We start from the raw sequence: 25,210 nt of genomic DNA, 5'->3' as shown, positions 1-25,210 counted from the left end.
AATGAACGAACCGATGGGGTCTCATGGCGCTGGGTAAGAACTACGACGCTCAGGACTGCTCGCTGGCCAGGGCGCTGGAGGTGATCGGCGAGCGCTGGACGCTGCTGGTGGTGCGCGACGCGATGTACGGCGTACGGCGCTTCGGCGACTTCCTCGCCCACCTGGACATCCCCCGCGCGGTGCTCTCGCAACGGCTGGCCACGCTCGTCGAGGCGGGCGTCCTCGACAAGCGCCGCTACCAGGACTCGCCGCCGCGCGAGGAGTACGTCCTGACCCCCGTGGGCCATGAGCTCTGGCCGCCGGTCCTGGCCCTGGCCGAGTGGGGCGAGCGCCACCTGTCCGGGACCGGCCCGCGCCGCGTCTTCCACCACTTGGCCTGCGGCTCCCGTATCGACGGCGCCGCCCGCTGCGCCGCCTGTGACGTGCAGGTGCCGATCGGGGAGACGGAGGTACGCCCCGGACCGGGTCTGAAGGGCATCAGGAACGATCCGGTCAGCGTTGCCTTGCGTACCCCTCATCGGATGCTCCACCCGATTCCCTGAGAGAATTGGCCAAACCCTCGGAGGGAGACGGCATGAGCTGGGTGGAGATCGAGTCGGAAGCGGAACTGCGCGAACTACTGGGCGAGGTAATGCCGCGCGCGGCCACCAAGGACCGGCCGAAGCTGCACGAGCGCGACAGACAGTGGCTGGCGAGCTCGCCGTTCTGCCTGATCGCCACCTCCGACGCCGACGGCACCTGTGACGTCTCGCCCAAGGGTGACCCGGCCGGGTTCACGTACGTCATCGACGACACCACGATCGCCATCCCCGACCGGCCGGGCAACCGCCGGGCGGACGGCTTCCGCAATGTCCTGAAAAATCCGCACGTGGGGTTGATTTACCTGATCCCTGGGCGCAACGAGACGCTGCGGATCAACGGCCGCGCCCGGCTGATCAGCGAGGCGCCGTTCTTCGACGACATGATCGTGAAGGGCCATCGCCCGCACCTGGCGCTCGTGGTGGAGATCGAGCAGATCTTCTTCCACTGCGCCAAGGCGTTCCTGCGCTCGGCGCTGTGGAAGCCCGACAGCTGGGAGTCCGACGCGCTGCCCTCGCACGCGACCCTGGTCAAGGACGTGCAGAAGGTCGAGGAGACGCTCGAGCAGCTGGAGAGCTACTACGGCGAGACCTACACCAAGAAGCTCTACGGCTGACCGTCGGGAATCAGGCGGCGGGGGTGGGGCCGTCGGGGAGCCGGATGACGTTGCGGCCACTGTAGGCTTGGAGATCGACGACCTTGGGGTCGTGCTCGCGCACGACGGGCCTGTGGCGCTCTCCCGACCGGATGTCGCGGATCTTGTGCCGGGCGACGTGTGGCGGCACCACCACTAGTCTCTTCATCGTGAGCCCCCCGTGACGTTCTTGTTACCTATGTTATCTACAGCTGCCTCGGTAAGATAGGTGTAAGTGGCGATTCAGTAAGGGAGTCGGCGGCCCGATGGGGACCGCAGGTCCAGGCCCGTGTTCCGGTCCTGTCGCCGCTTCGCCGACTTGACGATCCGCACGCGTCTCATGATCTGCCCCCTCTCGCGCTCGCCTTCGACAGCCTCTATGTGCACTGTGCGCGCCACCGCTTGACGGTGGCTTGGCGGCGAGTTGCAGCCGCCATGTGCCACAACCTAACCGGGGCCGTCCGGCCGTTCCATGCATTTCTACCGGGGGGAGGCGCCTCCCCCCGGCAGAATTACTCAGGCGCCGGGCGTGAGCCTGGCCGTGACGCCGATCCGGTTCCAGGCGTTGATCATCGCGATGGCCACGATCAGCGAGGCGAGCTGCTGCTCGTCGTAGTGTTCGGCCGCCTCCTGCCACACCTCGTCAGGGACGGCCGCCCGGTCGGCCAGCCTGGTCGCCTCCTCGGTCAGCGCGAGCGCGGCCTTCTCCGCCGGGGTGTAGACCGTCGCCTCGCGCCAGGTGGCCACGGACCAGAGCCGCTCGTCGCTCTCGCCCGCCTTCTTCATGGCCCGGCTGTGCATGTCGGCACAGTAGCCGCAGCCGTTGATCTGGCTGGCCCGCAGCTTGACCAGCTCAATCGTGCCGACCGGCAGCCCGCACGCGTGCAGATACTTCTCCACGGCGAAGAACGCCTGGTAGGCCTCGGGGGCGAGCTTCATGACGTTGAGCCGCTGTGACATGGGGACCTCCATCGGGTAGTCGTGACACGAGGAAGACGCGACAGGGCGCCGATGTGTGACAACTTCGGCATCGCCCGTACGCACGACATGTCGCTGACCAAGACCGGGGAGGTGGCGGGGACGCCCGGCTACATGCGCCCGAGGCGTTCACCGGAGGGCCGGGACGCCCGCAGACGGGCCCGTCCGCGCGGTCGGCGCGGACGGGCCGGTGGGGGTCAGCCGGCGCAGTTGCCCCAGGAGTTGCGGCCGCCGCGGGCCTCGACGCGGCCGCTGGGGTCGCGGGTCCAGCCCCAGTACTTCACGCACTTCCAGCTGCCGTCGACGTGACCGGTCTCGGCGTAGAAGCGGTACTTCTGCACGTCCTCGGACCGGCCGCCGCCCCGCACCTCGATGCTGGCGCCCGTGGTGGTCTTGGTGCTGAGGTAGGCCGTCTTGATGGCGGCCACGCAGTTCTTCCCGGAGCGCTTGTTATACATGAGGTACACGTGTCCGAACACCGCGCCCTCGCGCGTCCTCATCGCGCGGTGACCGTCCTTGACCCGGCGGAAGCCAGGGCCGCACACCCTCTCCGGCGAGTACGGGGCGGCGCTCGCGGAGGCGGCGGCGCTGACCGGAGCGGTGGGGGCGGCAGTGGCGGCTGCGGGGGTAGCGGCGATCCCGGCGGCGGCCAGACTGGCCGCGATGACCGTTCGCGTGAGCACGATAAACCCTTCGATGGAGGATATTTAGGACATTGACGATCTTTACTGGCACACAACCGTAATGCACGGCGAGGGGGGTTGGTGGGGGAACGCGGCATACCGCTGATCGCGGTCAGCGCGGCCTGGGGCGGGTTCTGGGGCTCCTGGTCGGCGCTGCTACCGGCGATCCAACTCGGCGCGTCCACGGCCGACCTCGGGCTGGCACTGAGCGCGGTGCCGGTGGGGGCGATTCCGGCCATGGCGGTTGCCGGGCGGCTGGCCGGCGGCAGGGAGCGTACGGCGCTGATCGCGGTCACCGTGGCCTTCGCGCTGAGCGTGGCGGCCATCGCGCCCGCCGGCTCGCCGGTGGCGCTCGGGCTGACGCTGCTGCTGGTCGGCATGGCCAGCGGGGCGCTCGACATCGCCCTGAACCTGGCCACCGGCCGGGCCGAGCGGGAGAGCGGGCGCCGGCTGTTCCAGGCGGTGCACGCCGCCTTCCCGGTCGCCGTGATCGTCGCCGCTCCCGCCACCGGGCTGGCCCGGTCGCTGGGCATGAGCACCGGCGCGGTGCTGGTGACGGCGGCGGTCATCGTCATCGCCTCGTCGCTGTCCTTGACCGCCCTGCGCATCGGCCGGGGACTGCCCGCCGCCGGGGGAGCGGGCGGCAGGCGGCGGTGGCGGGTCGCCCTCGTGCTCGGCGCGCTGGCCGCGTGCGTGCTGATCATCGAGAACTCGGTCGAACAGTGGTCGGTGTTGCTGCTCGAAGACCACCGGGGAGCCTCGGCACTGGTGGCGAGCGCGGCCCCGGCCGTCTACATGGCGGCGCTCACCCTGGGCCGGATCGTCGCGCACGCGCTGCCCCGGCTCACGCTGCGGACGTTCTACCTGGTGAGCGGGGTGGGTGGCGTCGCGGGCATGGCGCTGGCGGGGCTCGGCGGCTCGGTCCTGGCCTCGATGGCGGGGTTCGCGCTGACCGGGCTCGCGCTCGGGCCGCTGGTGCCCGCCGTGCTCAGCCGCGCGGCGGCCGACGACGCGAGCGGGGTGCTGGTGTCCACGGTCTCCGCGATCTCCTACACCGGGTTCGTCATCAGCCCGCTGCTCGTGGCCGCCCTGACGGCCCGGGTCGGCCTGCCGGGCGCGCTCGCCGCGCTGGGACTGCTGGCGGTGCCCCTGGTGGCCGGCTACCTCGGTGTACGGACGGAAAATTGCCGTCCGTTGAGGCAATGAGGAGGGGGAAGCGGGTATTCCCCGGCCATGGCCGTCTGCGAAGCGTGTGGCAACGATTACGACATGTCCTTCGAGGTGCACGCCCAGGGGGCGGTGCACACGTTCGACTCCTTCCAATGCGCCATCCAGTCCATGGCGCCCATCTGCGAGCACTGCGGCACCCGGGTGATCGGGCACGGAGTCCAGTCGGGCGATCACTGGTACTGCTGTGCCCACTGCGCCCGCCAGGAGGGCACCCAGGGAATCGTCGATCGTGTCATGGCGGGGATGTCCTGATAGGTGGACACTTGATGTGTGGCCCCTTTTGATTTTGATGTCCTCGTACTCGGGACCGGCCCCGGCGGGCAGAAGGCAGCGATCGCCGCGGCGAAGCTCGGCAAGCGGGTCGCGGTCGTAGAGAAGACGCACATGCTCGGCGGCGTGTGCATCAACACCGGGACGATCCCCTCCAAAACCCTGCGTGAGGCGGTCCTCTACCTCACGGGCCTCAACCAGCGGGAGCTGTACGGGGCGAGCTACCGGGTGAAGGAAGAGATCACGGTCGCCGACCTCGGCATGCGCACCCAGCATGTGATCGGCCGCGAGATCCAGGTGATCCGCAGCCAGCTCGGCCGCAACCACGTGACGATGCTGCAGGGCACCGGCCGGTTCCTCGACCCGCACACCATCGGGATCACCGGCGACGTTGAGGAGAAGAAGGTCACGGCCGACAAGATCGTGATCGCCACGGGCACCTCTCCGGCCCGTCCGTCCAGTGTGGAGTTCGACGACAAGACGGTCATCGACTCCGACGCGATCCTGCACCTCGACCGGGTGCCCGAGACTCTGGTCGTCGTCGGGGCGGGGGTCATCGGCATCGAGTACGCCTCGATGTTCGCGGCGCTGGGCACCAAGGTGACCGTGGTCGAGCGGCGCGACCGGATGCTGGAGTTCTGCGATCTGGAGATCGTGGAGGCGCTGAAGTACCACCTGCGTGACCTGGCCGTCACCTTCAGGTTCGGGGAGAACGTCGCCGCGGTCGAGCGGCGGCCCCGTGGGGCGCTGACCGTACTGGAGAGCGGGAAGAAGATCCCCGCCGACTGCGTCATGTACTCGGCCGGCCGTCAGGGAAAGACCGAGGAGCTGTGCCTGGAGGCGGCCGGGCTCGCCGCCGACGACCGGGGCCGGATCAAGGTGGACGAGAACTACGCCACGCCCGTCCCGCACATCTACGCCGTCGGCGACGTCATCGGCTTTCCCGCGCTGGCCGCCACCTCGATGGAGCAGGGCCGGCTGGCCGCGCAGCACGCCTGCGGCGAGCCGGTCGAGGAGACGAACGAGCTGCCGCCGATCGGCATCTACACCATCCCGGAGATCAGCTTCGTCGGGAAGTCCGAGGACGACCTGACCCGGGACAAGATCCCCTTCGAGGTGGGCATCTCGCGCTACCGGGAGCTGGCTCGCGGGCAGATCATCGGCGACTCCTACGGCATGCTCAAGCTGCTGGTCTCCTCCGAGGACCGGCGGCTGCTGGGCGTCCACGTGTTCGGCACGGGCGCCACTGAGCTCGTCCACATCGGGCAGACCGTCATGGGCTGCGGCGGCACGGTCGACTACCTGGTCAACGCCGTGTTCAACTATCCGACGCTCGCCGAGTCCTACAAGGTCGCCGCCCTGGACGCGATGAACAAGATGCGGGTGATCGCCCGGCTGACGGCCGAGCTGTGACCCGGTGACCGCCTCCCGGCGGGGGTCACTCGTCGGTGGTCGTGCGGCGGCCGCGGGCCGGGGGCTTCTTGCGCCCGGCCACGAGCGTGTCGCCCGACGCGGGCGAGGGAGTGGGCTCGTCCCCGGGCTCGCTCGACGGCCGGCGCGGCCGGGCGTGCGGTGCCGTGTCCTCCTGCGCGGAGCTCTCCGGCTCGCTCTCGGAGCGTGAACTCGACGACGACCGCGTTCCTGACGACTTGCCGCTCGACGAGCCACCAGAACTCGAGGACCCTGAGGACCCTGAGGACTTGGGCCGGGCGGGCGGGCGGAACCCGGGAGCGTCCGGGTCGCGCAGCGCCGCGATGACCTCGTCGGCCTCCGTCTCGGCGGCGAACTCGTTCGCCGCCGCCGATTCCCTGCGCCGGATCACCACCAGGTGGTCCACGGAGACCCGCCCGGCCCCCACCACGGCCAGCAGCAGCGCGGCCACGCCCAGCAGGATCAGCTCGTTCGTGGTGATCGGGTTGAGCGGCGGCGCGATCAGGAAGACGGCCAGGGACTCGGCGAAGAGGATCAGCCCCATCACCGACACGATCAGTCCGGCGATCAGCAGTGCCCCGCCGATCAGCTCGGTGAGCATGGTGACCGTGGCCCAGGCGCGCGGCGCGGGCGCGCCCTGCGCGAGGAATTTCGCCCCCGTGGCGTTCAGGCCGTCTTCGAGCTTGGTCCAGCCGTTGGCGAAGCAGATGCCGCCCACGCCGATGCGGGCGACCAGGGAAGCGAGATCATGGAGGGACTGTCTCACGGTTGTTGTCTGCCCTAAGCGGGACATCACACACCTCAATCACGGCGCAGCAGCGTGGCCACGGCGATGGCGGTCAGGCTGAGCAGAACGACGCTCACGACGACGGTCGTGTGCAGGGCATTGACGAAGGCCCACCGGGCGGCGTCGAGCAGCGCACCGCCGGCGCCACCGCCGACCTTGTCGGCGACGTGCGCGGCGCTGGCGAGAGACTGCCTGGCCTCGTCCATGCCACCGCCGGACACTCCGGGAACGGCGGGCAACGCGGGCGCGTAGGCGATCGTGGTGATCGTGCCGAGCACGGCGACCCCGAGCCCGGCGCCGAGCTCGTAGGCGGTCTCCTCGATGGCCGCCGCCCCGCCCGCCTGGGCCTCGGGGGCCGAGGACATGATCGTGTCAGAGGCGGCGAGCAGCGCCACCTGTACGCCGAACCCGACGCCCACGAAGCAGACCGAGAGCATCACGGGATGCGCCTCGACGCCCCAGGTGAGCGTGGGGGTGAGGGCGAGCGCGACGAGGCCGAGCCCGCCGCTCATGGTGGCGCGCAGGCCGATCCGGGGCAGCAGGTGCGCCGCGGCCAGCCCGCCGCAGATCGCCGAGATCACCAGCGGCAGCATCCGTACGGCGGCCAGCAGCGGGGTGTCGCCGAGCACGAGCTGCAGGTATTGCGCCAGCATCAGCTGCAGCCCCACCAGCGCGAACACACCCAGCAGCACCCCGGCGACCCCGGTGCCGAACTCACGCCGCCGGAACAGCCCGACCTCCAGCAGCGGCGAGGCCAGCCGCAGCTGCCGCCGGACGAACCAGACGAGCAGCCCCACCCCGGCGAGGAAGACCAGGACGGAGGCCCCGAACGGGATCAGGCTGCCCGCTCCCGCCTCCTTCAGCCCGAACGCCACCGCCAGGATGCCGAACACGGACAGCGCGGCGCTGAGACGGTCCCACGGCTGCCCGCCACGGTGCCGCGACTCCGGCAGCAGCCGGGCGGCGGCGGGCAGCAGCACGAGCAGGATGGGCACGTTGATCAGGAAGACCGCGCCCCACCAGATGCCGACGAGCACCCCGCCGATCAGCGGCCCCACGGCGGCTCCCGCCGCGGCGACCGCGCTCCAGACGCCCAGCGCGATGGCCCGCTCACGCCGGTCGGGGAAGACCTGGCGGATCAGCGACAGCGTGGCCGGCATGATCATTGCGCCGCCCACCCCGAGCAGCGCCCTGGCCAGGATCAGGACCAGCGGCGTGGGAGAGAAGGCGGCGACGGCCGAGGCCACGCCGAACAGCACGTAACCCGCCAGCACCAGCCGCTTGCGCCCGTAGCGGTCGCCGAGCGTGCCGAACAGGAGCAGCAGTGGCGCCACGACCAGCGAGTAGATGTCGATGATCCAGAGCAACTGCACCGCCGTCGGCTCCAGCGCCGCGGTGAGAGTGGGCACGGCGATGTGCAGGACGGTCGCGTCCACGGTGATCAGGAGCAGACTCAGGCAGAGCAGCACCAGGATGGACCAGCGGTTGTCCCGATTTTGCTGAACCGCGCGCCGGAGGACCGGGGCGGCCTGAGTGACGGTCATGGGGCCTCCTTGCAGGCCGATCCGATCTCACGCAAGGCCCACATGAACTTGCGTGGCAGCTTAGGCCATGCCATCCACTCGGGACAGCGGTATCGGCCGATCCACGGCCTGAGGCACCTCTCTAGAGAGACACAGCCATATGTCCCGGCCTATCCATCTCTGTCCGGTCAGCCGATCATGGGGTCCGTGGGGACCGCCGAAAGTGCCGACAGGACCGACAGATCCCCCCGCGAATGGTGTGAAGAGGCGGTCACCAGACTCCAGGCGGGCCGCCCCGAGGCCGCGCTGGAGGCCGCTCGCACGGCCGCCGACATGGACCCGGCCAACGAGTGGGCCTACCGCCTGATCAGCCTCGCGCTGGAACGCCAGGGCCGCGACGCCGACGCGGTCGCGCCCGCGGAGCAGGCGGTGCGCCTCGCTCTGGGCTCCTGGCCGGCCCGGCTGCGGCTGGGCACCGCGCTGCGCCGCGTCCCCGGCCACTGGGACGAGTCCGTCGAGCAGGCGGCGCTGGCCCGCGCGTACGCCCCCGAGGAGGCCGCCCCTCACGTGCTGCGCGGCGACCAGGCGCTGCTCCGCGCCGAGCACGCGCCCGCCCGGCGCGCCTACCTGACCGCGCTCGACCGGGATCCCGCCCATCCGCAGGCCCGCGTCAACCTCGGATTGACGCTGCTGCGCTGGGACCGCCTCCCCGCCCACCGCGACCCCGCCTGGCCGATCGACCCGCGCGAGAGCGGCCGGGCCAGACGGGCGCTGGAGGTCTGGTCGCGCCAGTCCCGCCTGCTGGTCGCGCTCGCGACGATCGCCATCGTCGTGGCCGCCCTGGGCTTCGACCGAGGCGGCGAGGGCCGGCTCGGCGGCCTCCTGGTGCTGGTCCTGCTCGTCCCGATCACGCTCAGGCAGGTGCGCAGAGTAGGGGTGTGGTCCTACGTCCCCGCCATGCTCGGCCGTGACCCCTGGCTGGGCGCCGCCCTGGCCTCGGCCGTCGCGTCGGTGGCCGCGTTCGCGGGCTGGCTGACGATGGGCGCGCTGCCGGACCTGCCGACGGCGTTCGACCCGGTCTGGGCTGCTCTGGCGGGCGTGGTGGTGCTCGGCTGGCCGGTGACGGCGGGCATGCGCGCGCTGGCCGAGCTCTGGCGCGGCAGCCCGATGCGGGCCCTGGCCCAGTTCGCCCGGGTGCCCGCCGAGCGCACGGCCAGGCGTAACACGGGGGTCACGCTCTGGATCATGCTCGGCAGGACGTGGTCGGTGCTGGTGCCCCTGGTGTGCGGGGCGCTGGCCGTGGAGCCACGGGCCGCCGTGCTCGCGGTGGCGGTGCCGTACCCGCTGCTGGTCTCCTACCGGCGGGTCCGCCATCGCGAGGACAGATGGCTGCCGGTCGCGACCGGCCTGGTCGTGCTGGCGTCCGTGGCCTGCGCGGCGGGCGGCCTGCTGGGGCTGGTCTGGGCCTGGCGGGCCGGGCTCGGCGCGCTCTGCGCGGCGGTGGCGGTGTTCGCGCTGCGCGCCGCGCGCGCCTGGTGGCGCGGCGGGCCCGGGCCATGGCGCGCGTCACTGATCATGTGCGACCTGCCCACCGGCGACGCCCCGTCCGTCGCGCTCACTCCGGAGGTACGCCAGGCGTTCACGTACGCCAGGAGCGTCGTGCTGTCCTTCGGCGACTCCCTCGGCCCGCGCGTCGTGGGCACGGCGGCGACCGTCACCCCGTCGGGAGAGCTCAGACTGGTCGCCGAGACGCAGGCGCGGGCGGCCGTCGAGGCGGATCCACGGGTGGCGGTCTTCGCCGCCGACCCGCTGCAGCGCAGGTATTGGGTGGAGGTGCGCGGCATCGCCGTGGCCGATTCGGACCTGCTGCGGGTCACTCCCAAGCAGGTGCTCATGGGGGAGTTTCCCGGGCGGCACCAGCGGCGCTAGCTAGAATATCGTTCTATGCGGACCCTCCGTACCCCCGAAGAGCGTTTCGCCGACCTGCCCGACTTCCCCTACGAGCCGCGCTACGCCGAGGTGGCCGACGGCCTGCGCATGGCCTACGTCGAGACGGGCCGCGCCGACGGGGCGCCGGTGGTGCTGCTGCACGGCGAGCCGACCTGGTCCTTCCTCTACCGGCACGTCATGCGCGAGCTGGCGGCGGCCGGGCTGCGGGCCATCGCCGTCGACCTGGTGGGCTTCGGCCGCTCCGACAAGCCGGCCGAACGGGCCGACCACACCTACGCCAGGCACGTCGAGTGGACCCGCGCGCTGCTGTTCGACGCGCTCGGGCTGACCGGCGTCACCATGGTCGGGCAGGACTGGGGCGGCCTGATCGGGCTGCGGATCGCCGGTGAGCATCCGGAGCGCATCGCCAGGATCGTCGCGGCCAACACGGGCTTGCCGACGGGTGACATTCCCATGCCCGAGTTGTGGCATCGCTTCAAAGACGCGGTGATGAACGCTCCCGCGCTGGACATCGCCAGATTCGTCCAGTCGGGCTGCAAGACCGAACTTTCCGCGGCCGTGCGCGCCGCCTACGACGCCCCCTTCCCTGACGAGTCGTACAAAGCCGCCGCGAAGGCCATGCCGGGGCTCGTGCCGATCACCCCCGACGACCCCGCCGCGCCCGCCAACCGCGCCGCCTGGCAGGTCCTCACCACGCTCGATCGCCCCTTTTTGGTGGCCTTCTCCGACGGAGATCCGATAACGGGGGGTATGGCGCCGATCCTCATGAAGTCGATGGCGGGCGCGGCGGGACGCGCTCATCCGGTGATCACGGGCGCCGGACACTTCCTCCAGGAGGACGCGGGCGGCGAACTCGGCCGCCACATCGCACGATTCGTCACCGGCACCTAGCGTGTCAGGTCCGCCCAATCGTCGGTCTGGTGCGGTATAACCAGGGGCGGACCGGGGAGGCGTGATGCGTGAGTCCGGCAGGGCCCAGACCGCAGGGCGGACCGCGGCGCGGGATCTGTTTGAACAGGTGCGGCTGCGCTATTTCCATCTTCCCCCGGCCATGCGCCGGGTGATGCACGTGGTCGTGCTCATCGCCACCGTCGGCGTGGCCGCCGCGCTCGGCTGGGACCTGTTCAAGACCTTTCTCATCACCCTGCTGGTGCTCGCGTTCCTCGCGCTGACGCTGCGCTTCCCGCGTGCCGCCGCGACCGTGCTGGTGCTCATCGGCTGGTGCGCGCTGCTGCCGGTGTTCTACGCGCTCCTCCCGCCGCCCTCACTGGCCCCCACGCTGTTGATGATGCTGGCCGTGCCCGTCGCCGCCGCCGCGCACCTGATCCGCTGGGTGACGCCGTGGCTGAGCGTGCTGATGGCGCTCGTCCCCGCCGGGGTGCTCGCCGCGGCCATTTCCTTCGTCTCCGACGCCGCCGCGGTCTGGGTCGCCTACGTCGCGGCCACCGCCGTCCTCGTCCAGCGCTTCATCGCCGCCCGCCGGGCCAGGAACGCGCTCAGCGCCGAGGAGCAGGTCCGGGTCAGGGCCCGCGACGGCCGGCCGGAGGCGCCGCCCGAGAAGGCCGGCGGGCTGCCCGACATCTCGGTGGAGGAGGCGCTGGCCGAGCTGGAGGGCATGATCGGGCTCGCCCCGGTCAAGGAGCAGGTCCGCTCGATCGCCGCCTCCATCGAGGCGTCCCGCCTGCGGGCCGAGGCCGGCTACAAGGCCGGCCGCCCGACCAGGCACCTGGTCTTCCTCGGCCCGCCCGGCACGGGCAAGACCAGCGTGGCCCGCACGGTGGCGAAGATCTTCTACGCGTTCGGCCTGCTCGAGACGCCCTTCGTGGTCGAGGCGCAGCGGGCCGACCTGGTGGGGGAGTTTCTGGGCGCGACCGCGATCAAGACCAACGAGCTGGTCGACCGGGCACTGGGCGGCGTGCTGTTCATCGACGAGGCGTACGGACTGATCAACTCCTCCGACGGCCAGCCCGACAGGTTCGGCGCCGAGGCCGTGCAGACGCTGCTCAAGCGGGCCGAGGACGACCGCGACCGGCTGATCATCATCCTGGCCGGCTACGAGCAGGAGATGACCTCGTTCCTGTCCAGCAACCCCGGCCTGGCCAGCAGGTTCGCCACCCGGGTGCGCTTTCCGAGCTACTCGCCCGGTGAGCTGGCGGAGATCACCGAGCTGCTCCAGCGGCACCGGGGCGACACGATGGCGCCCGACGCGCGCGCCGCGCTGCTCGGCCTGTTCGAGGACGTCCAGCGGCGCGGGCTGGTCGACGAGCTGGGCAACGCCAGGTTCGTCCGCAGCCTCGTCGAGGCCGCCGCGACGGCCCGTGACGTGCGCGTCGTGGGCGCGGGCGGGACGCCGACCACCGAGGACCTCGTCACCACCACGACCGCCGACGTGACCAAGGCGTTCGACGAGCTGACCGCCCGCTTCCGCGGCTATGAGGACACCCCCACCATCGAGGAGGCGCTGGCCGACCTCGACCGGATGGCCGGGCTCGAGCCGGTCAAGCGACAGGTGCACGCCATCGCCGCCCAGCTCCAGGTCGCCCGGATGCGCCAGGAGCGCGGGCTGCCCACGCCGCCGCAGACGCGCCACTTCGTGTTCGCGGGCCCGCCGGGCACCGGCAAGACCACAGTGGCCAGGGTCATCGGCCGCATCTTCGCCGCGCTCGGGCTGCTGGCCAGGCCCGACGTGGTCGAGGCACAGCGGGCCGACCTGGTCGGCCAGCACCTCGGCGCCACCGCGATCAAGACCAACGAGCTGGTCGACCGGGCGCTGGGCGGCGTGCTGTTCATCGACGAGGCCTACAGCCTGGTCAACCCGGGCTACTCCGGCGGCGACGCGTTCGGCGCCGAGGCCGTGCAGACGCTGCTCAAGCGGGCCGAGGACGACCGCGACCGGCTCGTCATCGTGCTGGCCGGCTACCAGCGCGAGATGGACACCTTCCTGGCCACCAACCCCGGCCTGGCCAGCCGGTTCAACCAGCGGGTCGCCTTCCCCAGCTACTCCGCCCGGGAGCTGTCCGAGATCGCCGTGCTGCTGGCCGACAAATCGGGCGACCGCTTCGACGAGGCGGCGCTGCGCGACCTCGACGAGGTCTTCGCCTGGGTCTGCGACGAGCGGCTGATCGACGGGCTCGGCAACGGGCGCTTCGCCAGGTCGCTGTTCGAGCGCGCGGCCATGCGCCGCGACGTACGGCTCGCCGCTCTGGCGGGGGGTGGCGGGTCGGCCAGCTCGGCGGAGCTGACGACCATCACCAGCGACGATGTCCGCATGGCCGTGGACGAACTTTCCGGACGTTAGACAGCGAACTTTCCGGACGTTAAGCAGACTGCAGTTTGGTAGTTCCGTGCGCCCCGATGCTCGCATGGTGTAGCAATATGACTACACATCGTGCGCGCCGAAGGGGAGGGCGATGGCGGGGTTCCTGGCCCGCAGGCTGCTCAACTATCTCGTGCTCGTGGCCGTCGCAGCCAGCCTCGCCTACATGCTCGCGGCCAGCGCCCTCGATCCGCGCTCCAACTACGCCGACCGGACCCCCAAGCCGCCGCCGGCCGTCGTGGACGCCCAGCTCACCGCGCTCAACCTCAACGACCACACGCCGCTGCTCCAGCGCTACGCGACGTGGGCGGGCGGCGTGGTGCAGGGCGACTTCGGCCGTACGGTCACCGGCTCGCCGGTCAACGAGGACCTCAAACGACGCATGGGCGTCACCTTCCGGCTGGTCATGCTCGGGCTGATCTTCGGCAGCCTGCTGGGGGTGGTCGTCGGGGCCGCCGCCGCGGTCAAGCAGTACGGGTGGTTCGACCGGTTGTCGACAGGGATGTCGTTCCTGGTGCTCGCGATGCCGGTGGTCGTGCTGGCCAACATGCTGATCCTGCTCGGCACCCTGGCCAACGATCGGCTCTTCGGGCACCGGCTCTTCCTGGTCAGCGGCGAATACAGCGACGGGCTCGACACCGGCTTCTGGGGGACCGTGAGCGACCGGCTGCGGCACCTGATCCTGCCGACGATCTCCCTGTCGCTGGGGCTGACCGCGGTCTTCAGCCGCTACCAGCGCAACACCATGCTCGACGTGCTCGGCGCCGACTTCGTCCGCACCGCCATGGCCAAGGGGCTGAGCAGGAGCCAGGCGCTCATCCACCACGCCCTGCGCACCGCCCTGATCCCCGTCGCGACCTACTTCGCGTTCACCTTCGGCGCCCTGCTGACCGGCGCGACGTTCACCGAGAAGATCTTCGGCTGGCACGGGCTGGGCGAACAACTGATCAACTCCATCTTCACCAACGACGTCAACACCGTGGCGGCCATCGCCTTCATCGCCGCGATCGCGGTGCTGTGCGCGTCCCTGGCGGCCGATCTGCTGCACGCCGCCCTCGACCCCCGGGTGAGGGCCGGATGACGGCGCTGCTCGTCGGTAGACGGGCTCCCTCGCGGCTGCGGGTGGTCGCCTGGAGGTTCTTCCAGTCCACGCAAGGGCGGATCGGCTTCGGCGTGCTCGTGCTGCTGTTCCTGCTGGCCTTCGCCGGGCCGGCGCTCAGCCCGTGGTCCTACACCGACAAGGACTTCACCGCCTTCCTCAGCCCGCCGTCGGCCGAGCACTGGTTCGGCACGCTGCAGACCGGCGCCGACGTCTACGCGGTGACGCTGCGCGGCATGCGCAAGTCGCTGATCGTCGGGCTGCTGGCCGCGCTGGTGTCCACCGCGCTGGCCGCCGTCGTCGGGGCGTTCGCCGGCTACTTCCCCGGCTGGACCGACCGGACGCTCACCTGGGGCGCCGACCTGCTCCTGGTGCTGCCCGCGTTCCTGATCCTGGCCGTCATGTCGCCGCTGTTCGGGGCGGGGCAGTGGGTGCTGTTCGTGATCATGCTGGCGTTGTTCCTCTGGATGGTCACCTCGAAGATCGTCAGGGGGATGACGATCTCGCTGAAGCAGCGGGAGTTCATCCAGGCCGCCCGGTTCATGGGCGTCTCGCCGGTGCGCATCATCTTCCGGCACATCATCCCCAACCTGTCGTCGCTGCTGATCGTCGACGCCACCCTCAACGTCAGCGCGGCCATCCTCACCGAGACCTCGCTGTCCTACTTCGGTTTCGGCATCCAGCCGCCCGATGTCTCCTTCGGCACGCTCATCGCCGACGGCTCCCGGACCGCCCTCTACGCGCCGTGGACGTTCTGGTTCGTCGCCGGGCTGTTGGTGGTCACCGTGCTCGCGGTCAACCTCATCGGCGACGCGCTGCGCGACGCCTTCGATCCTGCCTCCCGGAGGCCACGGTGACCCCCGTCCTTGAGGTCACCGACCTCAACGTCTCCTTCGGCGACGTGGCGGCCGTACGCGGCGTCAGCTATGCCGTACGCCAGGGCGAGGTGCTCGGCATCGTCGGCGAATCGGGCTCCGGCAAGTCCGTCACCTCGGCCGCGGTCATGGGCCTGCTGCCGCCGGGCGCCACGGTCACCGGCTCGGTGCGGCTGCACGGCAAGGAGCTGATCGGCGCCCGGCAGCGCGAACTGACCGCCTTCCGCGGCAAGACCATGTCGATGGTCTTCCAGGACCCCCTGTCCGCGCTGACCCCCGTCTACCGCGTCGGCGACCAGATCGCCGAGGCCGTGCGCGTCCACCAGAAGGTGACCAAGAAGCAGGCCGCGGCCATGGCCGTCGAGCTGCTCGACCTGGTCGGCATCCCCAACCCCGCCGAGCGGGCCCTGGCCTTCCCCCACGAGTTCTCCGGCGGGATGCGGCAGCGCGCGGTGATCGCGATGGCCATCGCCAACGACCCCGACGTGATCATCTGCGACGAGCCGACCACCGCGCTCGACGTCACCATCCAGGCGCAGGTGCTCGAAGTGCTGAAGAAGGCCCAGCGGGAGACGGGCGCCGCGATCCTCATGATCACGCACGATCTCGGGGTGGTGGCCGGGTTCGCCGATCGGGTGCTGGTGATGTACGCGGGCCGGCCGGTCGAGGTGGGCAGCGTGGACGACATCTACTACGGGCCGCGCATGCCCTACACCGTCGGACTGCTCAGCTCCATCCCGCGCGTCGACACCGACGGACGGCACCCGCTCGTGCCCATCGAGGGCGCGCCGCCGTCGCCCGCGGCGCTGCCGCCGGGCTGCCCGTTCGCGCCGCGCTGCCCGATGCGCATCGACGCCTGCGAGGCCGCCGAGCCGCCGCTGGTCGACGTCGGCCCGGCGCACCAGGCCGCGTGCATCCGCTGGGCGGACGTACGCCCCCGCGTGGCGGCCAAGCACGCGGTCCCCGTCGAGCCGCGCGAGGCACGGCCGCGCCAGGACCGGCAGCCGGTGCTGAAGGTCGACGGGCTGGTCAAGCGCTACCCGCTGCTGCGCGGATCGGTGTTCAAGCACAGGGTCGGCACCGTGCACGCGGTGGAGGGGGTCAGCTTCGACGTACGCGAGGGCGAGACGCTCGGCCTCGTCGGCGAGTCGGGCTGCGGCAAGACCACGACGCTGATGGAGATCCTGGAGCTGGCCGAGCCGCAGGAGGGCCGCATCGTCGTGCTCGGGCACGACACCGCCCGCCTCGGCGGCGCCGAACGGATGGCGATCAGGCGCGACATGCAGGTCGTCTTCCAGGACCCGCTCGCCTCCCTCGACCCGCGCATGACCGTCTACGACATCCTGGCCGAGCCGCTGCGCACCCACGGCAAGGGCGATCCGGGCGGCCGGGTGGCCGAGCTGCTCGACCTGGTCGGGCTCGACCCCTCCCACGCGGCCCGCTACCCGCAGGACTTCTCCGGCGGACAGCGGCAGCGCATCGGCATCGCCCGCGCGCTGGCGCTCGAACCCAGGTTCCTGGCGCTCGACGAGCCGGTCTCCGCGCTGGACGTGTCGATCCAGGCCGGTGTGATCAACCTGCTCGACGCGCTGAAGGCCGAGCTCGGGCTGTCCTACCTGTTCGTCGCGCACGACCTGGCCGTGGTGCGCTACATCGCCGACCGGGTGGCCGTCATGTATCTGGGCAGGATCGCCGAGATCGGGCAGGTGGACGCCGTCTATGACGCTCCCGCGCACCCGTACACACAGGCGTTGCTGTCCGCGATCCCGCTGCCCGACCCGGTCCGCGAGCGCTCGCGCCGGCGGATCCTGCTCGAAGGCGATCTCCCCAGTCCGGCCGACCCCCCGTCGGGCTGCCGCTTCCGTACCCGGTGCCCGAAGTTCAGGGCCGAGCTGACCGATGACGAACGCGCCGTGTGCGTGGCCGTCGAGCCTTCGGTGCACCTGCTCGACAAGGACCAGGGCGCCGCCTGTCACTACGCCGAGAAGCTCGAAGTCACCTAAGCTAAGCGGGAGGATTCGCTCGATGAAAGCATCACGCCTGATCGTGGTCGCCCTGGCCGGCTCGCTGTGCCTGGCGGGTTGCGGGCGGGGCCCTGGCGGCAGCGATGGCCTCGCGGGCGGCCCGCGGGGGGACGAGCGGAACGTCAAGGCGTACGACATCAACCCGCAGCCGCGTGAGAAGGTCAAGGACGGCGGCACGCTGCGCTGGGGCATCAACGAGTTCCCCACCCAGTGGAACAGGAACCACGTCGACGGCAACCTCGCCGTGGCCGCGGTGGTCAGCAACGCGCTGCTGCCCGCGCCGTTCAGATCCGACGAGAAGGCGGACATCACCGCGAACCCCGACTACCTGATCAGCGCCGAGGTCACCTCCCGCGATCCGCACCAGGTCGTCACCTACACGCTCAACCCCAAGGCCAAGTGGTCCGACGGCAAGCCGATCGACTGGGCCGACTACCAGGCCCAGTGGAAGGCGCTCAACGGCACCAACCCCGCCTTCCACATCGTCTCGTCCACCGGTTACCAGGACATCTCCGACGTACGGCGGGGGCGCGACGACTACACGGTCGTCGTGACGTTCGCCCGGCCCTTCGGCGACTGGAAGTCGCTGTTCAGTCCCTTGATGCCGGCCTCCACCAACAGCACCCCCGAGGCCTACAACACCGCCTGGCTGAACAAGATCCCGGTGACGGCCGGGCCGTTCAAGTTCAAGGGCTTCGACCAGACGGCGAAGACGATCACGCTCGTCCGCGACGACACCTGGTGGGGCGACCGGGCCAAGCTCGACCAGATCATCTACCGCGCCTCCGAGCAGGACTCCCTGATCGGCGCGTTCAGCAACGGCGAACTCGACATCACCGACGTCGGCCCGTCGGCGCCCGACTACGCGCGCGCCAAGACCACCCCGGGCGCGACCGTACGTCAGGCGGCGGGCCCCGACTTCCGCCACATCACCTTCAACGGCTCCAGCGACCTGCTGAAGGACCAGCGGGTCCGGCAGGCCATCCAGCTCGGCATCAACCGCCAGGCGATCGCCCAGTCCGACCTGCAGGGCCTCGACTGGCCGATCGCGCTGCTGAACAACCACTTCTTCATGAACACCCAGGAGGGCTACCAGGACAACGCCGGCGCCCTGGGCGTCTACGACCCGGCCCAGGCCAGGCGCCTGCTCGACGCGGCGGGCTGGCCGCTGGGCGGCGGTGGCGTCCGCCAGAAGGACGGCAAGTCGCTCGACCTGCGCTTCGTGGTGCCGTCGGGCGTGCAGACCGGCAAGTCGGAGGGCGAGCTCGCACAGAGCATGCTCGCGCAGATCGGGGTCAAGCTCACCATCCAGGCCGTGCCCAGCGATGACTTCTTCACCAAGTACGTCATCCCCGGCAACTTTGATATGACGCCGTTCGCGTACATTGGCACGCCTTTTCCGGTTTCGAGCAGTTTTGGGATCTACGCCAATTCGCCGAACGGGCAGACGTGGAACGCCAACTTCGGTCGCGTGGGCTCGCCCGAGATCGACGCGGCGATGAACCAGGCCGGCCAGAGCCTCGACCTGAAGCAGGCGCACGCGGACACCAACGCGGCCGACAAGCTGATCTGGCAGGAGGTCAACGTGCTGCCGCTGTACCAGAGGCCGCAGAACGTGGCGGTCAGCGAGACGCTGGCCAACGTGGGGGCCCGCGGCTTCTACGACCTCCGCTACCAGGACATCGGCTTCACCCGCTGAGGTCGGCGCTCGCCTGAACCCCACTCGGTCAGCCGTGCCAGATCCGCTCGTAGGCCGCGCGATAGCCCGGCGGGTCCCACGAGGTGGCGTCGTCGACGTTGCGTTGCGTGGTCAGATGCACCGGCGCGACGTACCCGCTCGGGGGCCGCCCGGCGAACGCGCGGTTGAACTCGTCGACGATCTGGCTGCCCTGCGCGTTCAACGGCTCGGGAACGGTGGCCTGCTGGAACTGGCGGTCCCGGACGCGCTGGAACGCCGACGGGTCGCCGTCACCCGCGCCGATCGCGTACGGGGGCCCATCGCCAGCCTTGCCCGCGGCGCGCAGGGGCGCCGCCGCGTCGGCGAAGTAGAGGTCGTTGATGGCGACCGAGTAGGTCCATCGATCGCCGAAGCGCGACAGGAGCGAGGAGACCGCCTGAGGCGTGCGGCTGCCCGTGTCGGGAAGCGGGATGTTCTGGTACGACAGCAGCGTGACACCGGAGCAGCTCAGCAGCGTTTTCTTGATCAGCTGTGCCTTGTTCTCCGCGAAGGGGATCGACGAGTCGGTGAAGATGACGACTCCCGCGTGCCCCTTCGACCTGGCGATGATCCAGAACGCGCTGATTCTCGCGACCTCCTCCACCCGGGTGGTGATGTTGGTGAAGAGCCTCGGGTTCGCGCCGGGCCCGGGCCGGCTCGCCGCGTGCCACCCGACGAGCGGGATGCGCATGTCACCGGCCCGCTCGATCTGCTCGGCGGCGGAGTTCGGGTCGAAACCGCCGATGACGATCCCCGACGGGCGCAGGGCGACGGCCTGGCCGAGGGCCTCCCGTACCCCGGCCGGAGTGCCCTGCCCGTCGATCACCCGGACGTTCCAGCCGATGGACTCCCCGGCCTCCCGCACCGCGTTGGCCGTGCCCGCGACGCCGGGGTTGGTCATGGTCGCCGCGACGAACACGAGGTTCTTGCCGCGGACCGCTCGCGGACCGCTCGTGGGACCGTTCCAGGGGACGATCCCCTCGGCCCGCGCGACGGCCGGCCCGGCCACGGACAGGACACCGGGACACGAGCTCGCCGACGGGCCCGGTGCGGGGCCGGGAGCCGAGCCGGCGGAGCCCCGGGAGCAGCCGCTGGCGAGCGCGCAGGCCACCGCCAGCGCCGTCGCGATGCGTGAGAAGCGGTTCACGCTCGGATCCTTACCCCGCAGGTGGGACGGTTCGCGGTGGCGATGGGTCACGGGACGGTGTGGCGGCGGACTCGTACGGAGGCGCGGGCGGTGGCGTGCGGCGTGCCGCGGCCGGTCCCGCGCGCAGCCGGCGCCGGGCCGCGTAGCCGACGAGCCCGACCGCGATGAGCAGGGTGACCCCGTTGAACAGCGGCGTCACCCAGAAGTCCGCCCCCAGCTGACCGATGCCCGACAGGCCGATCGCGAGCACGGCGACGGCGACGACGGTACCCAGAGGGTTGGCCCGTCCGGGTCTGATCGCGGTGGAGCCGAGCAGGGCCGAGACGAACGCCGGCAGCAGATAGTCGATCCCGACGCTCGGATTGCCGATCTGCTGCTGAGCGGCGAGCAGGACGCCCGCGAAGCCGGTGACCAGTCCGGAGCCCACGAAGGCGTAGACGACGTACCGGTGGGTCGGGATGCCGATCAGGTCGGCGGCCCGCGGGTTCGAGCCGATGACGTACAGGTAGCGGCCGACGGGGAGGCGTTCGAGCACGAGCCAGAGCACCGCGGCGAGGACGAGCACGTAGAACGCGGGGACGGGCAGGCCCAGGAACGTCGAGTCGGATATGCCGGTGAAGGCGGGCGGAAGACCTTGCGGGCCGGGCACGATCCTGGCGCCCTTGGTCGTCCAGCCCGTGATGGCGTACAGCACGCTGCCGGTGCCCAGGGTGGCGATGAACGAGTCGATCCTGGCGAACTCGACGAGGAGACCGTTGATCACGCCGACGAGCGCGCCGCCGATGAGCACGCCGAGACAGGCCAGGGGCCATGGCCGGCCGCCGGCGATGATGAGTTGCAAGGTCACGACGTGTCCGAGCCCGAGGCCATAGCCGATGGACAGGTCGAACTTCCCCGTGACGATGGGGATCATCGCGCCCAGCGCCAGGATCGCGGTGATCGAATGAGCCGAGAGGATCGACGTCAGGTTGGCCATCGTGGGAAAGGTGTCCGGCAGGGCGAGTGTGAACACCACGAACAGGACGACCGTCAGAGCGAGCAGTCCATAGCTGCCGACGAAGTGGCCGGCGGTGCGCCGCCGGCGCGGGGCTCTCGTGGTCATCGGGGATTCGCACCTGTGACAGCGGGCGCGACCGACGCGGCGTGGGTGAGGGCGGTGACCGTGAGGGCCGCACCGGCCACCTCGGTGGTCACCGTCCCCCGGACGAACATGAGGGCGCGATCACATACGTTCACGACTTCCTCGAAGTCGGCGGAGACGAGGATGACCGCCAGCCCGCCGGCGAGGGCTTCGTCGAGGAGCCGGTAGATCTCGGGTTTGGCGCCGACATCGACACTGGCCGTCGGCTCCTCGAGGATCAGGAGGTGGCGGTTCGTACCGAGCCAACGGCCGATCATGACCTTCTGCTGGTTTCCGCCGGACAGGGTGGCAAGAGGCGCCTCGGCATCGGCGGGGTGGACGCCGAAGCAGGCGACGAGCGCCGCCGCCTCGGCGCGCTCCACACGGGGCCGGATCCAGCTCAGTGGTGATCGGCCGTGTGCCCTGGGGTTCGCCAGGAAGTTCTCGCGGACGCTGAGGCCCGGGGCGGCGCCTTCCTCCTGCCGGTCGCTCGCCACCAGGCCGACACCCGCGTCGACGGCCGCCGACACCGACCGTGGACCATAGGGCCGCCCGTCGAGCAGCATGTGGCCGGCGAGGATGGGGTGCGCGCCGGCCAGAGCGCGGCCGAGATCCACGTGCCCGGCACCGGTGAGGCCGACGAGACCGATGGCCTCACCGGCCCGCAGGTCGAGGCTGATCGGGCCGGCCTGCCCGGTGCGTACGCCGGTGAGGCTCAGCACCACCTCTCCGAGGTCGCGGTTCGGGCGCCGGTGGGGCGTCGGTTCGCGCCCGACGATGTCACGTACGAGGGTGGTGGAATGGCCGCCGGTGAGGGTCCCCTGGCTGACGAGGCGCCCGTTGCGAAGGACCGCGACCCTGTCGGCGATCTCACGCACCTCGTCGAGCCGGTGGCTCACGTAGACGATCCCGTGACCTCGGTCACGTAGGGCGCACAAAGCGCCGAACAGGCGGGCGCGGTCGGGCGCGGGCAGGCTCGCGGTCGGCTCGTCGAGGACGACGATCTCGGTTTCGGCGGCCAGCGCGCGGGCGATGGCGACGAGCGACCGCTCGGCGCGGGTGAGGTCGGCCATCCGCTCATCGGGGTCGAGGTGGATCGCGACGGATCGGAGGGCCGCCACGCAGCGCTCGCGCACCCCGCGCCAGGAGATGAGACCGCCGCGCCGGCGATAGCCGGTGCCCAGGGCGATGTTCTCGGCGACGGACATCCAATCGACGAGGCCGAGGTCCTGGTGGACGAACGACATGCGGCGGGAGGCGGCCTGGCTGCCCAGCGGATGGCCGGCCACCTCAACCTCCCCTTCGTCGGCGCGATAGACCCCGGCAAGGATCTTGATCAGCGTCGACTTTCCGGCGCCGTTCTGTCCGAGCAGGGCGAGAATGTCGCCGTGGTGGAGGTCGAGATCCACCCTTTCCAGCGCGGTGGTGCCGCCGAATCGCTTGCTCACTCCACGGATGCGGATGAGTGGCTCCGAGGCGGTCCGTGACGCCGGATCCGCGAGAACGGTCACGGTCTACCGGCCTGCTGCCGCGAGCTCCAGGCTTTGGCCACCTGCGACCTGGAGGTGAAGCTCAGCTTGCGCAGGATGTTCTCGACATGGCCTTCGGCGGTGCGCTGGGCGATCACCAGAGTCTCCGCGATCTCCTTGTTGCTCAGCCCTTGTGCGACCAGTTCGGCGATCTCCCGCTCTCTGCGGGTCAGGACGGACGCGACATCGGATTCGGGCGGGGGGCTCGCGGTGTCGCTGGCCGGCTTCTCCTCCAGCGCATAGGCGACGGCCTGGTCGAGCGTGAAATCCGAGCCGCGCGTGAAGGCCGCGGTGAACCCTTCGTTCTTGAGGCTCCGTCGTAGCCGGGCCTCGCATCGGCTGTGGAGACCCGCCAGATGTCCGAGTCCGGAGAGCGACGTCCCGATCGACCGCCAGACCATGTGCGCGGCGCCCAGCAGTTGAGCGGCGCGGCCGTCCTGATGCTGGTCGGCGATGATCCAGGCGAGTCCTTCCAGGCCTTCGGCGATGCCGAAATGGTCGTTGCACCGCAGCTTGAACCGCAGCGCGTCGCGCATCATGGCGACGGCGGTGCCCGGATCACCGTGCCGCCACCGGTCCAGGGCCGTGATCCACAACGCGTAGGACACGGACCAGTCCGCGTGCGCCTTCTGGGATGCCTCCAAGGCCTCCTGGCAGAGCGCCGTCGAGCGGGGATCGTTCATGACCACGGCGACCATGCTCAGCTGGAAGAGGGCGACCCACGAATGACCCCGGTGGCCGAGGGCGCGGCGGCGGACCAGGGCCTCTTCCAGGAGAGCGAACGATCGGGCGAAGTCTCCGGCCAGCAGCGCGGAAAATCCGGTGATGTGCAGTGCGCCGGCGAGTTGCGCCTCATCACCCAGCCGCTCGGCCAGAGCGCGGCACTCCAGCAACAGGGGCTGTGCGGCCAAGAGGTCGCCCTGCAGCAGCAGGAGCCACGCGTCGACCCACAGGGCCTTGGCCCGCGCGGCGATGGGGCGGGGCTCCTGGGCCAGCGCCTGCTCCAGCCAGTGGTGTCCTTCGCTGGGGGAGCTCCACGAAAGCCGGTGGCTCCACATCGCGGCGGCGATCTCGAGGGCGGCCCAGGCCTGACTCGGCTCGGTCAAGCAGAATTCCAGCGCCCCCCGTACGTTGGCCTGCTCCTGACGGATCCGGACGAGCCATTCCATCTGGCTCTCGCCGAACCACTCGGCCTCCGCCCGCGCGGCCAGCTCGCGGCACCAGTCGCGATGACGCAGCCGAAGCGTCGTCTCCTGGCGGGAATCGGTGAGCCGTTCCCATCCGTACTGGCGCAGCGTCTCCAGCATCTCGAAACGTACGCCGGTGTCCTGCGTCCTCCGCAGCAGGATCGACTTGTCGACCAGCTCTATCAGGAGACTGGGGATGTCTTCCCGGGCGATCCCGTCGCCCGAGCACACCTCTTCGACCGCTTCCAGATCGCAGCCGCCGGAGAAGACCGACAAGCGTTCCCACAGCAGTCGTTCCTCGGGCGAGCACAGGTCATGACTCCAGTCCACCAGCGCCCGCAGCGTCTTCTGGCGGGGCACCGCGACCGAGCGTTCCGTCGCCAGCAACCGGAACCGGTTGTTCAGCCGTTCGAGGATCTGGTCGACGGACAATGCCCGCATGCGTACCGCCGCGAGCTCGATGGCCAGCGGAATCCCGTCGAGCCGCTGGCACAGCCGCGTCACCGCCACGCTGTTGGCGGCATCGACGGTGAAACCGGGCACGACGGCCGCCGCACGGTCCTCGAACAGTCTCACCGCCTCGTAGCGCGCGTCGGCGGTCGCGACCATCGCCTCGCCCGTCCCGTATACGGTCAACGGCGGCACTTCCAGGAGGTGCTCACTCGGCACCTGGAGCGACTGCCGGCTGGTCGCGAGAATGTGCAGCTCAGTCGTCGCGGAGAGCAGCTTGCCGGACAGGATGGCGCATTCGTTCAGCACGTGCTCGCAGTTGTCCAGCACCAACAGCAAACGCTTGTTGAGCAGATGCTCGGACAACGCGGCCACGGTCGGCTGGCGGCAGCCGACCGTGTCGGCGATGGTCTCCGCGAGCAGCTCTTCGGCCACCAGCGGCGCCAGGTCGATGAACCACGCCCCGTCGGGGAAGGCCCGTGACATCTCCGCGGCGACCCTCAGCGCCAGCCGCGTCTTGCCCACTCCGCCGACGCCGGTCAACGTCACCATCCGGCCAGCGGAAAGCAGACGCTTGGTCTCGGTTAGCTCATGCCGACGACCAACGAAACTCGTCAATTCGGCCGGCAGGTTCCCCGCTTGCCGCCGTGTCATCGTCCCCATGACAATTTCAGGCTAACT

At 70.6% G+C, this 25,210-nt stretch carries 21 protein-coding genes; 12 read left to right on the top strand and 9 right to left on the bottom strand.

Annotated elements, in window-relative coordinates; translation table 11 throughout:
- Positions 1–23: 23 nt before the first annotated feature.
- Together AB0B64_RS51935 and AB0B64_RS51930 are read left to right on the top strand one after the other, a co-directional pair.
- Entirely contained in the window at positions 24–542 is a 519-nt protein-coding gene (locus tag AB0B64_RS51935) for a helix-turn-helix domain-containing protein (RefSeq protein WP_357940225.1), read from the top strand.
- Positions 543–574: 32 nt separating this feature from the next.
- Positions 575–1,195: a pyridoxamine 5'-phosphate oxidase family protein gene (locus AB0B64_RS51930; RefSeq protein ID WP_357940227.1), complete on the top strand. Its 621-nt coding sequence runs from the start codon at positions 575–577 to the stop codon at positions 1,193–1,195.
- 10 nt (positions 1,196–1,205) lie between these two features.
- On the opposite strand, the gene AB0B64_RS51925 is transcribed toward AB0B64_RS51930, so the two are convergent.
- From AB0B64_RS51925 to AB0B64_RS51915, 3 genes are all read right to left on the bottom strand, one after another.
- The gene (locus AB0B64_RS51925; protein WP_357940229.1) at positions 1,206–1,382 is read right to left on the bottom strand and encodes a hypothetical protein; all 177 of its coding nucleotides are present in this window, start codon (positions 1,380–1,382) and stop codon (positions 1,206–1,208) included.
- Between the two features lie 347 nt (positions 1,383–1,729).
- Positions 1,730–2,173 (bottom strand): carboxymuconolactone decarboxylase family protein, encoded by a 444-nt coding sequence (locus AB0B64_RS51920; RefSeq protein ID WP_357940232.1) that lies wholly within the window; start codon positions 2,171–2,173, stop codon positions 1,730–1,732.
- 215 nt (positions 2,174–2,388) lie between these two features.
- Positions 2,389–2,874, bottom strand: coding sequence for a hypothetical protein (locus AB0B64_RS51915; RefSeq protein ID WP_358198379.1), 486 nt, complete (start codon positions 2,872–2,874; stop codon positions 2,389–2,391).
- An 81-nt stretch (positions 2,875–2,955) separates the two neighbouring features.
- On the opposite strand from AB0B64_RS51915, the gene AB0B64_RS51910 reads away from it, so the two are divergent.
- The 3 genes from AB0B64_RS51910 to sthA are packed head-to-tail and all read left to right on the top strand — an operon-like array spanning position 2,956 to position 5,787.
- Entirely contained in the window at positions 2,956–4,080 is a 1,125-nt protein-coding gene (locus AB0B64_RS51910; RefSeq protein WP_358198368.1) for a hypothetical protein, read from the top strand.
- A 27-nt stretch (positions 4,081–4,107) separates the two neighbouring features.
- Positions 4,108–4,356 carry a hypothetical protein gene (locus tag AB0B64_RS51905; RefSeq protein WP_357940239.1) on the top strand — a complete coding sequence of 83 codons (249 nt, stop codon included), beginning with the start codon at positions 4,108–4,110 and terminating at the stop codon, positions 4,354–4,356.
- Positions 4,357–4,374: 18 nt separating this feature from the next.
- Complete coding sequence (gene sthA, locus AB0B64_RS51900; RefSeq protein WP_358198359.1) at positions 4,375–5,787, top strand: Si-specific NAD(P)(+) transhydrogenase; 1,413 nt, start codon at positions 4,375–4,377, stop codon at positions 5,785–5,787.
- Positions 5,788–5,812: 25 nt separating this feature from the next.
- Here sthA and AB0B64_RS51895 read toward each other — a convergent pair whose 3' ends face one another.
- Positions 5,813–6,571 carry a DoxX family protein gene (locus AB0B64_RS51895; protein WP_358198347.1) on the bottom strand — a complete coding sequence of 253 codons (759 nt, stop codon included), beginning with the start codon at positions 6,569–6,571 and terminating at the stop codon, positions 5,813–5,815.
- Positions 6,572–6,606: 35 nt separating this feature from the next.
- Positions 6,607–8,136, bottom strand: a complete 1,530-nt coding sequence (locus AB0B64_RS51890) for an MFS transporter (protein ID WP_358198340.1) — start codon at positions 8,134–8,136, stop codon at positions 6,607–6,609.
- A gap of 177 nt (positions 8,137–8,313) precedes the next feature.
- On the opposite strand from AB0B64_RS51890, the gene AB0B64_RS51885 reads away from it, so the two are divergent.
- The 7 genes from AB0B64_RS51885 to AB0B64_RS51855 all read left to right on the top strand — a co-directional run bounded on the left by AB0B64_RS51885 (position 8,314) and on the right by AB0B64_RS51855 (position 19,078).
- Positions 8,314–10,044, top strand: a complete 1,731-nt coding sequence (locus tag AB0B64_RS51885; RefSeq protein ID WP_358198327.1) for a hypothetical protein — start codon at positions 8,314–8,316, stop codon at positions 10,042–10,044.
- A gap of 15 nt (positions 10,045–10,059) precedes the next feature.
- Positions 10,060–10,956 (top strand): haloalkane dehalogenase, encoded by an 897-nt coding sequence (locus tag AB0B64_RS51880; protein ID WP_357940248.1) that lies wholly within the window; start codon positions 10,060–10,062, stop codon positions 10,954–10,956.
- A gap of 64 nt (positions 10,957–11,020) precedes the next feature.
- Positions 11,021–13,363: an AAA family ATPase gene (locus AB0B64_RS51875; protein WP_358198315.1), complete on the top strand. Its 2,343-nt coding sequence runs from the start codon at positions 11,021–11,023 to the stop codon at positions 13,361–13,363.
- A 112-nt stretch (positions 13,364–13,475) separates the two neighbouring features.
- Positions 13,476–14,462: an ABC transporter permease gene (locus AB0B64_RS51870; RefSeq protein ID WP_357940253.1), complete on the top strand. Its 987-nt coding sequence runs from the start codon at positions 13,476–13,478 to the stop codon at positions 14,460–14,462.
- Complete coding sequence (locus tag AB0B64_RS51865; RefSeq protein ID WP_358198298.1) at positions 14,459–15,337, top strand: ABC transporter permease; 879 nt, start codon at positions 14,459–14,461, stop codon at positions 15,335–15,337. Before AB0B64_RS51870 ends, AB0B64_RS51865 begins: the two co-directional genes overlap by 4 nt.
- A complete protein-coding gene (locus AB0B64_RS51860) occupies positions 15,334–17,358 on the top strand; it encodes an ABC transporter ATP-binding protein (RefSeq protein WP_358198286.1) in 2,025 nt (674 codons plus the stop codon). Before AB0B64_RS51865 ends, AB0B64_RS51860 begins: the two co-directional genes overlap by 4 nt.
- 22 nt (positions 17,359–17,380) lie before the next feature.
- Complete coding sequence (locus AB0B64_RS51855) at positions 17,381–19,078, top strand: ABC transporter family substrate-binding protein (protein WP_357940260.1); 1,698 nt, start codon at positions 17,381–17,383, stop codon at positions 19,076–19,078.
- A gap of 28 nt (positions 19,079–19,106) precedes the next feature.
- Here the strand turns inward: AB0B64_RS51855 and AB0B64_RS51850 are convergent, their stop codons facing one another.
- From AB0B64_RS51850 to AB0B64_RS51835, 4 genes are read right to left on the bottom strand one after another with little or no spacing between them, the layout of a single operon-like run.
- Positions 19,107–20,243: a substrate-binding domain-containing protein gene (locus tag AB0B64_RS51850; RefSeq protein ID WP_357940262.1), complete on the bottom strand. Its 1,137-nt coding sequence runs from the start codon at positions 20,241–20,243 to the stop codon at positions 19,107–19,109.
- Between the two features lie 10 nt (positions 20,244–20,253).
- Positions 20,254–21,345, bottom strand: coding sequence for an ABC transporter permease (locus AB0B64_RS51845; RefSeq protein ID WP_358198266.1), 1,092 nt, complete (start codon positions 21,343–21,345; stop codon positions 20,254–20,256).
- A complete protein-coding gene (locus tag AB0B64_RS51840; RefSeq protein ID WP_358198257.1) occupies positions 21,342–22,811 on the bottom strand; it encodes a sugar ABC transporter ATP-binding protein in 1,470 nt (489 codons plus the stop codon). Before AB0B64_RS51840 ends, AB0B64_RS51845 begins: the two co-directional genes overlap by 4 nt.
- A 59-nt stretch (positions 22,812–22,870) precedes the next feature.
- On the bottom strand, positions 22,871–25,081 hold the full coding sequence (locus tag AB0B64_RS51835) for a LuxR C-terminal-related transcriptional regulator (protein ID WP_358198246.1): 2,211 nt from the start codon (positions 25,079–25,081) through the stop codon (positions 22,871–22,873).
- Positions 25,082–25,210: the final 129 nt, after the last annotated feature.

This window comes from Nonomuraea sp. NPDC049129 (assembly GCF_040648495.1).
Taxonomy (GTDB): Bacteria; Actinomycetota; Actinomycetes; order Streptosporangiales; family Streptosporangiaceae; genus Nonomuraea.
The sequence above is the reverse complement of the archived record's forward strand: the minus strand, read 5'-3'. Positions and strand labels throughout refer to the sequence as shown.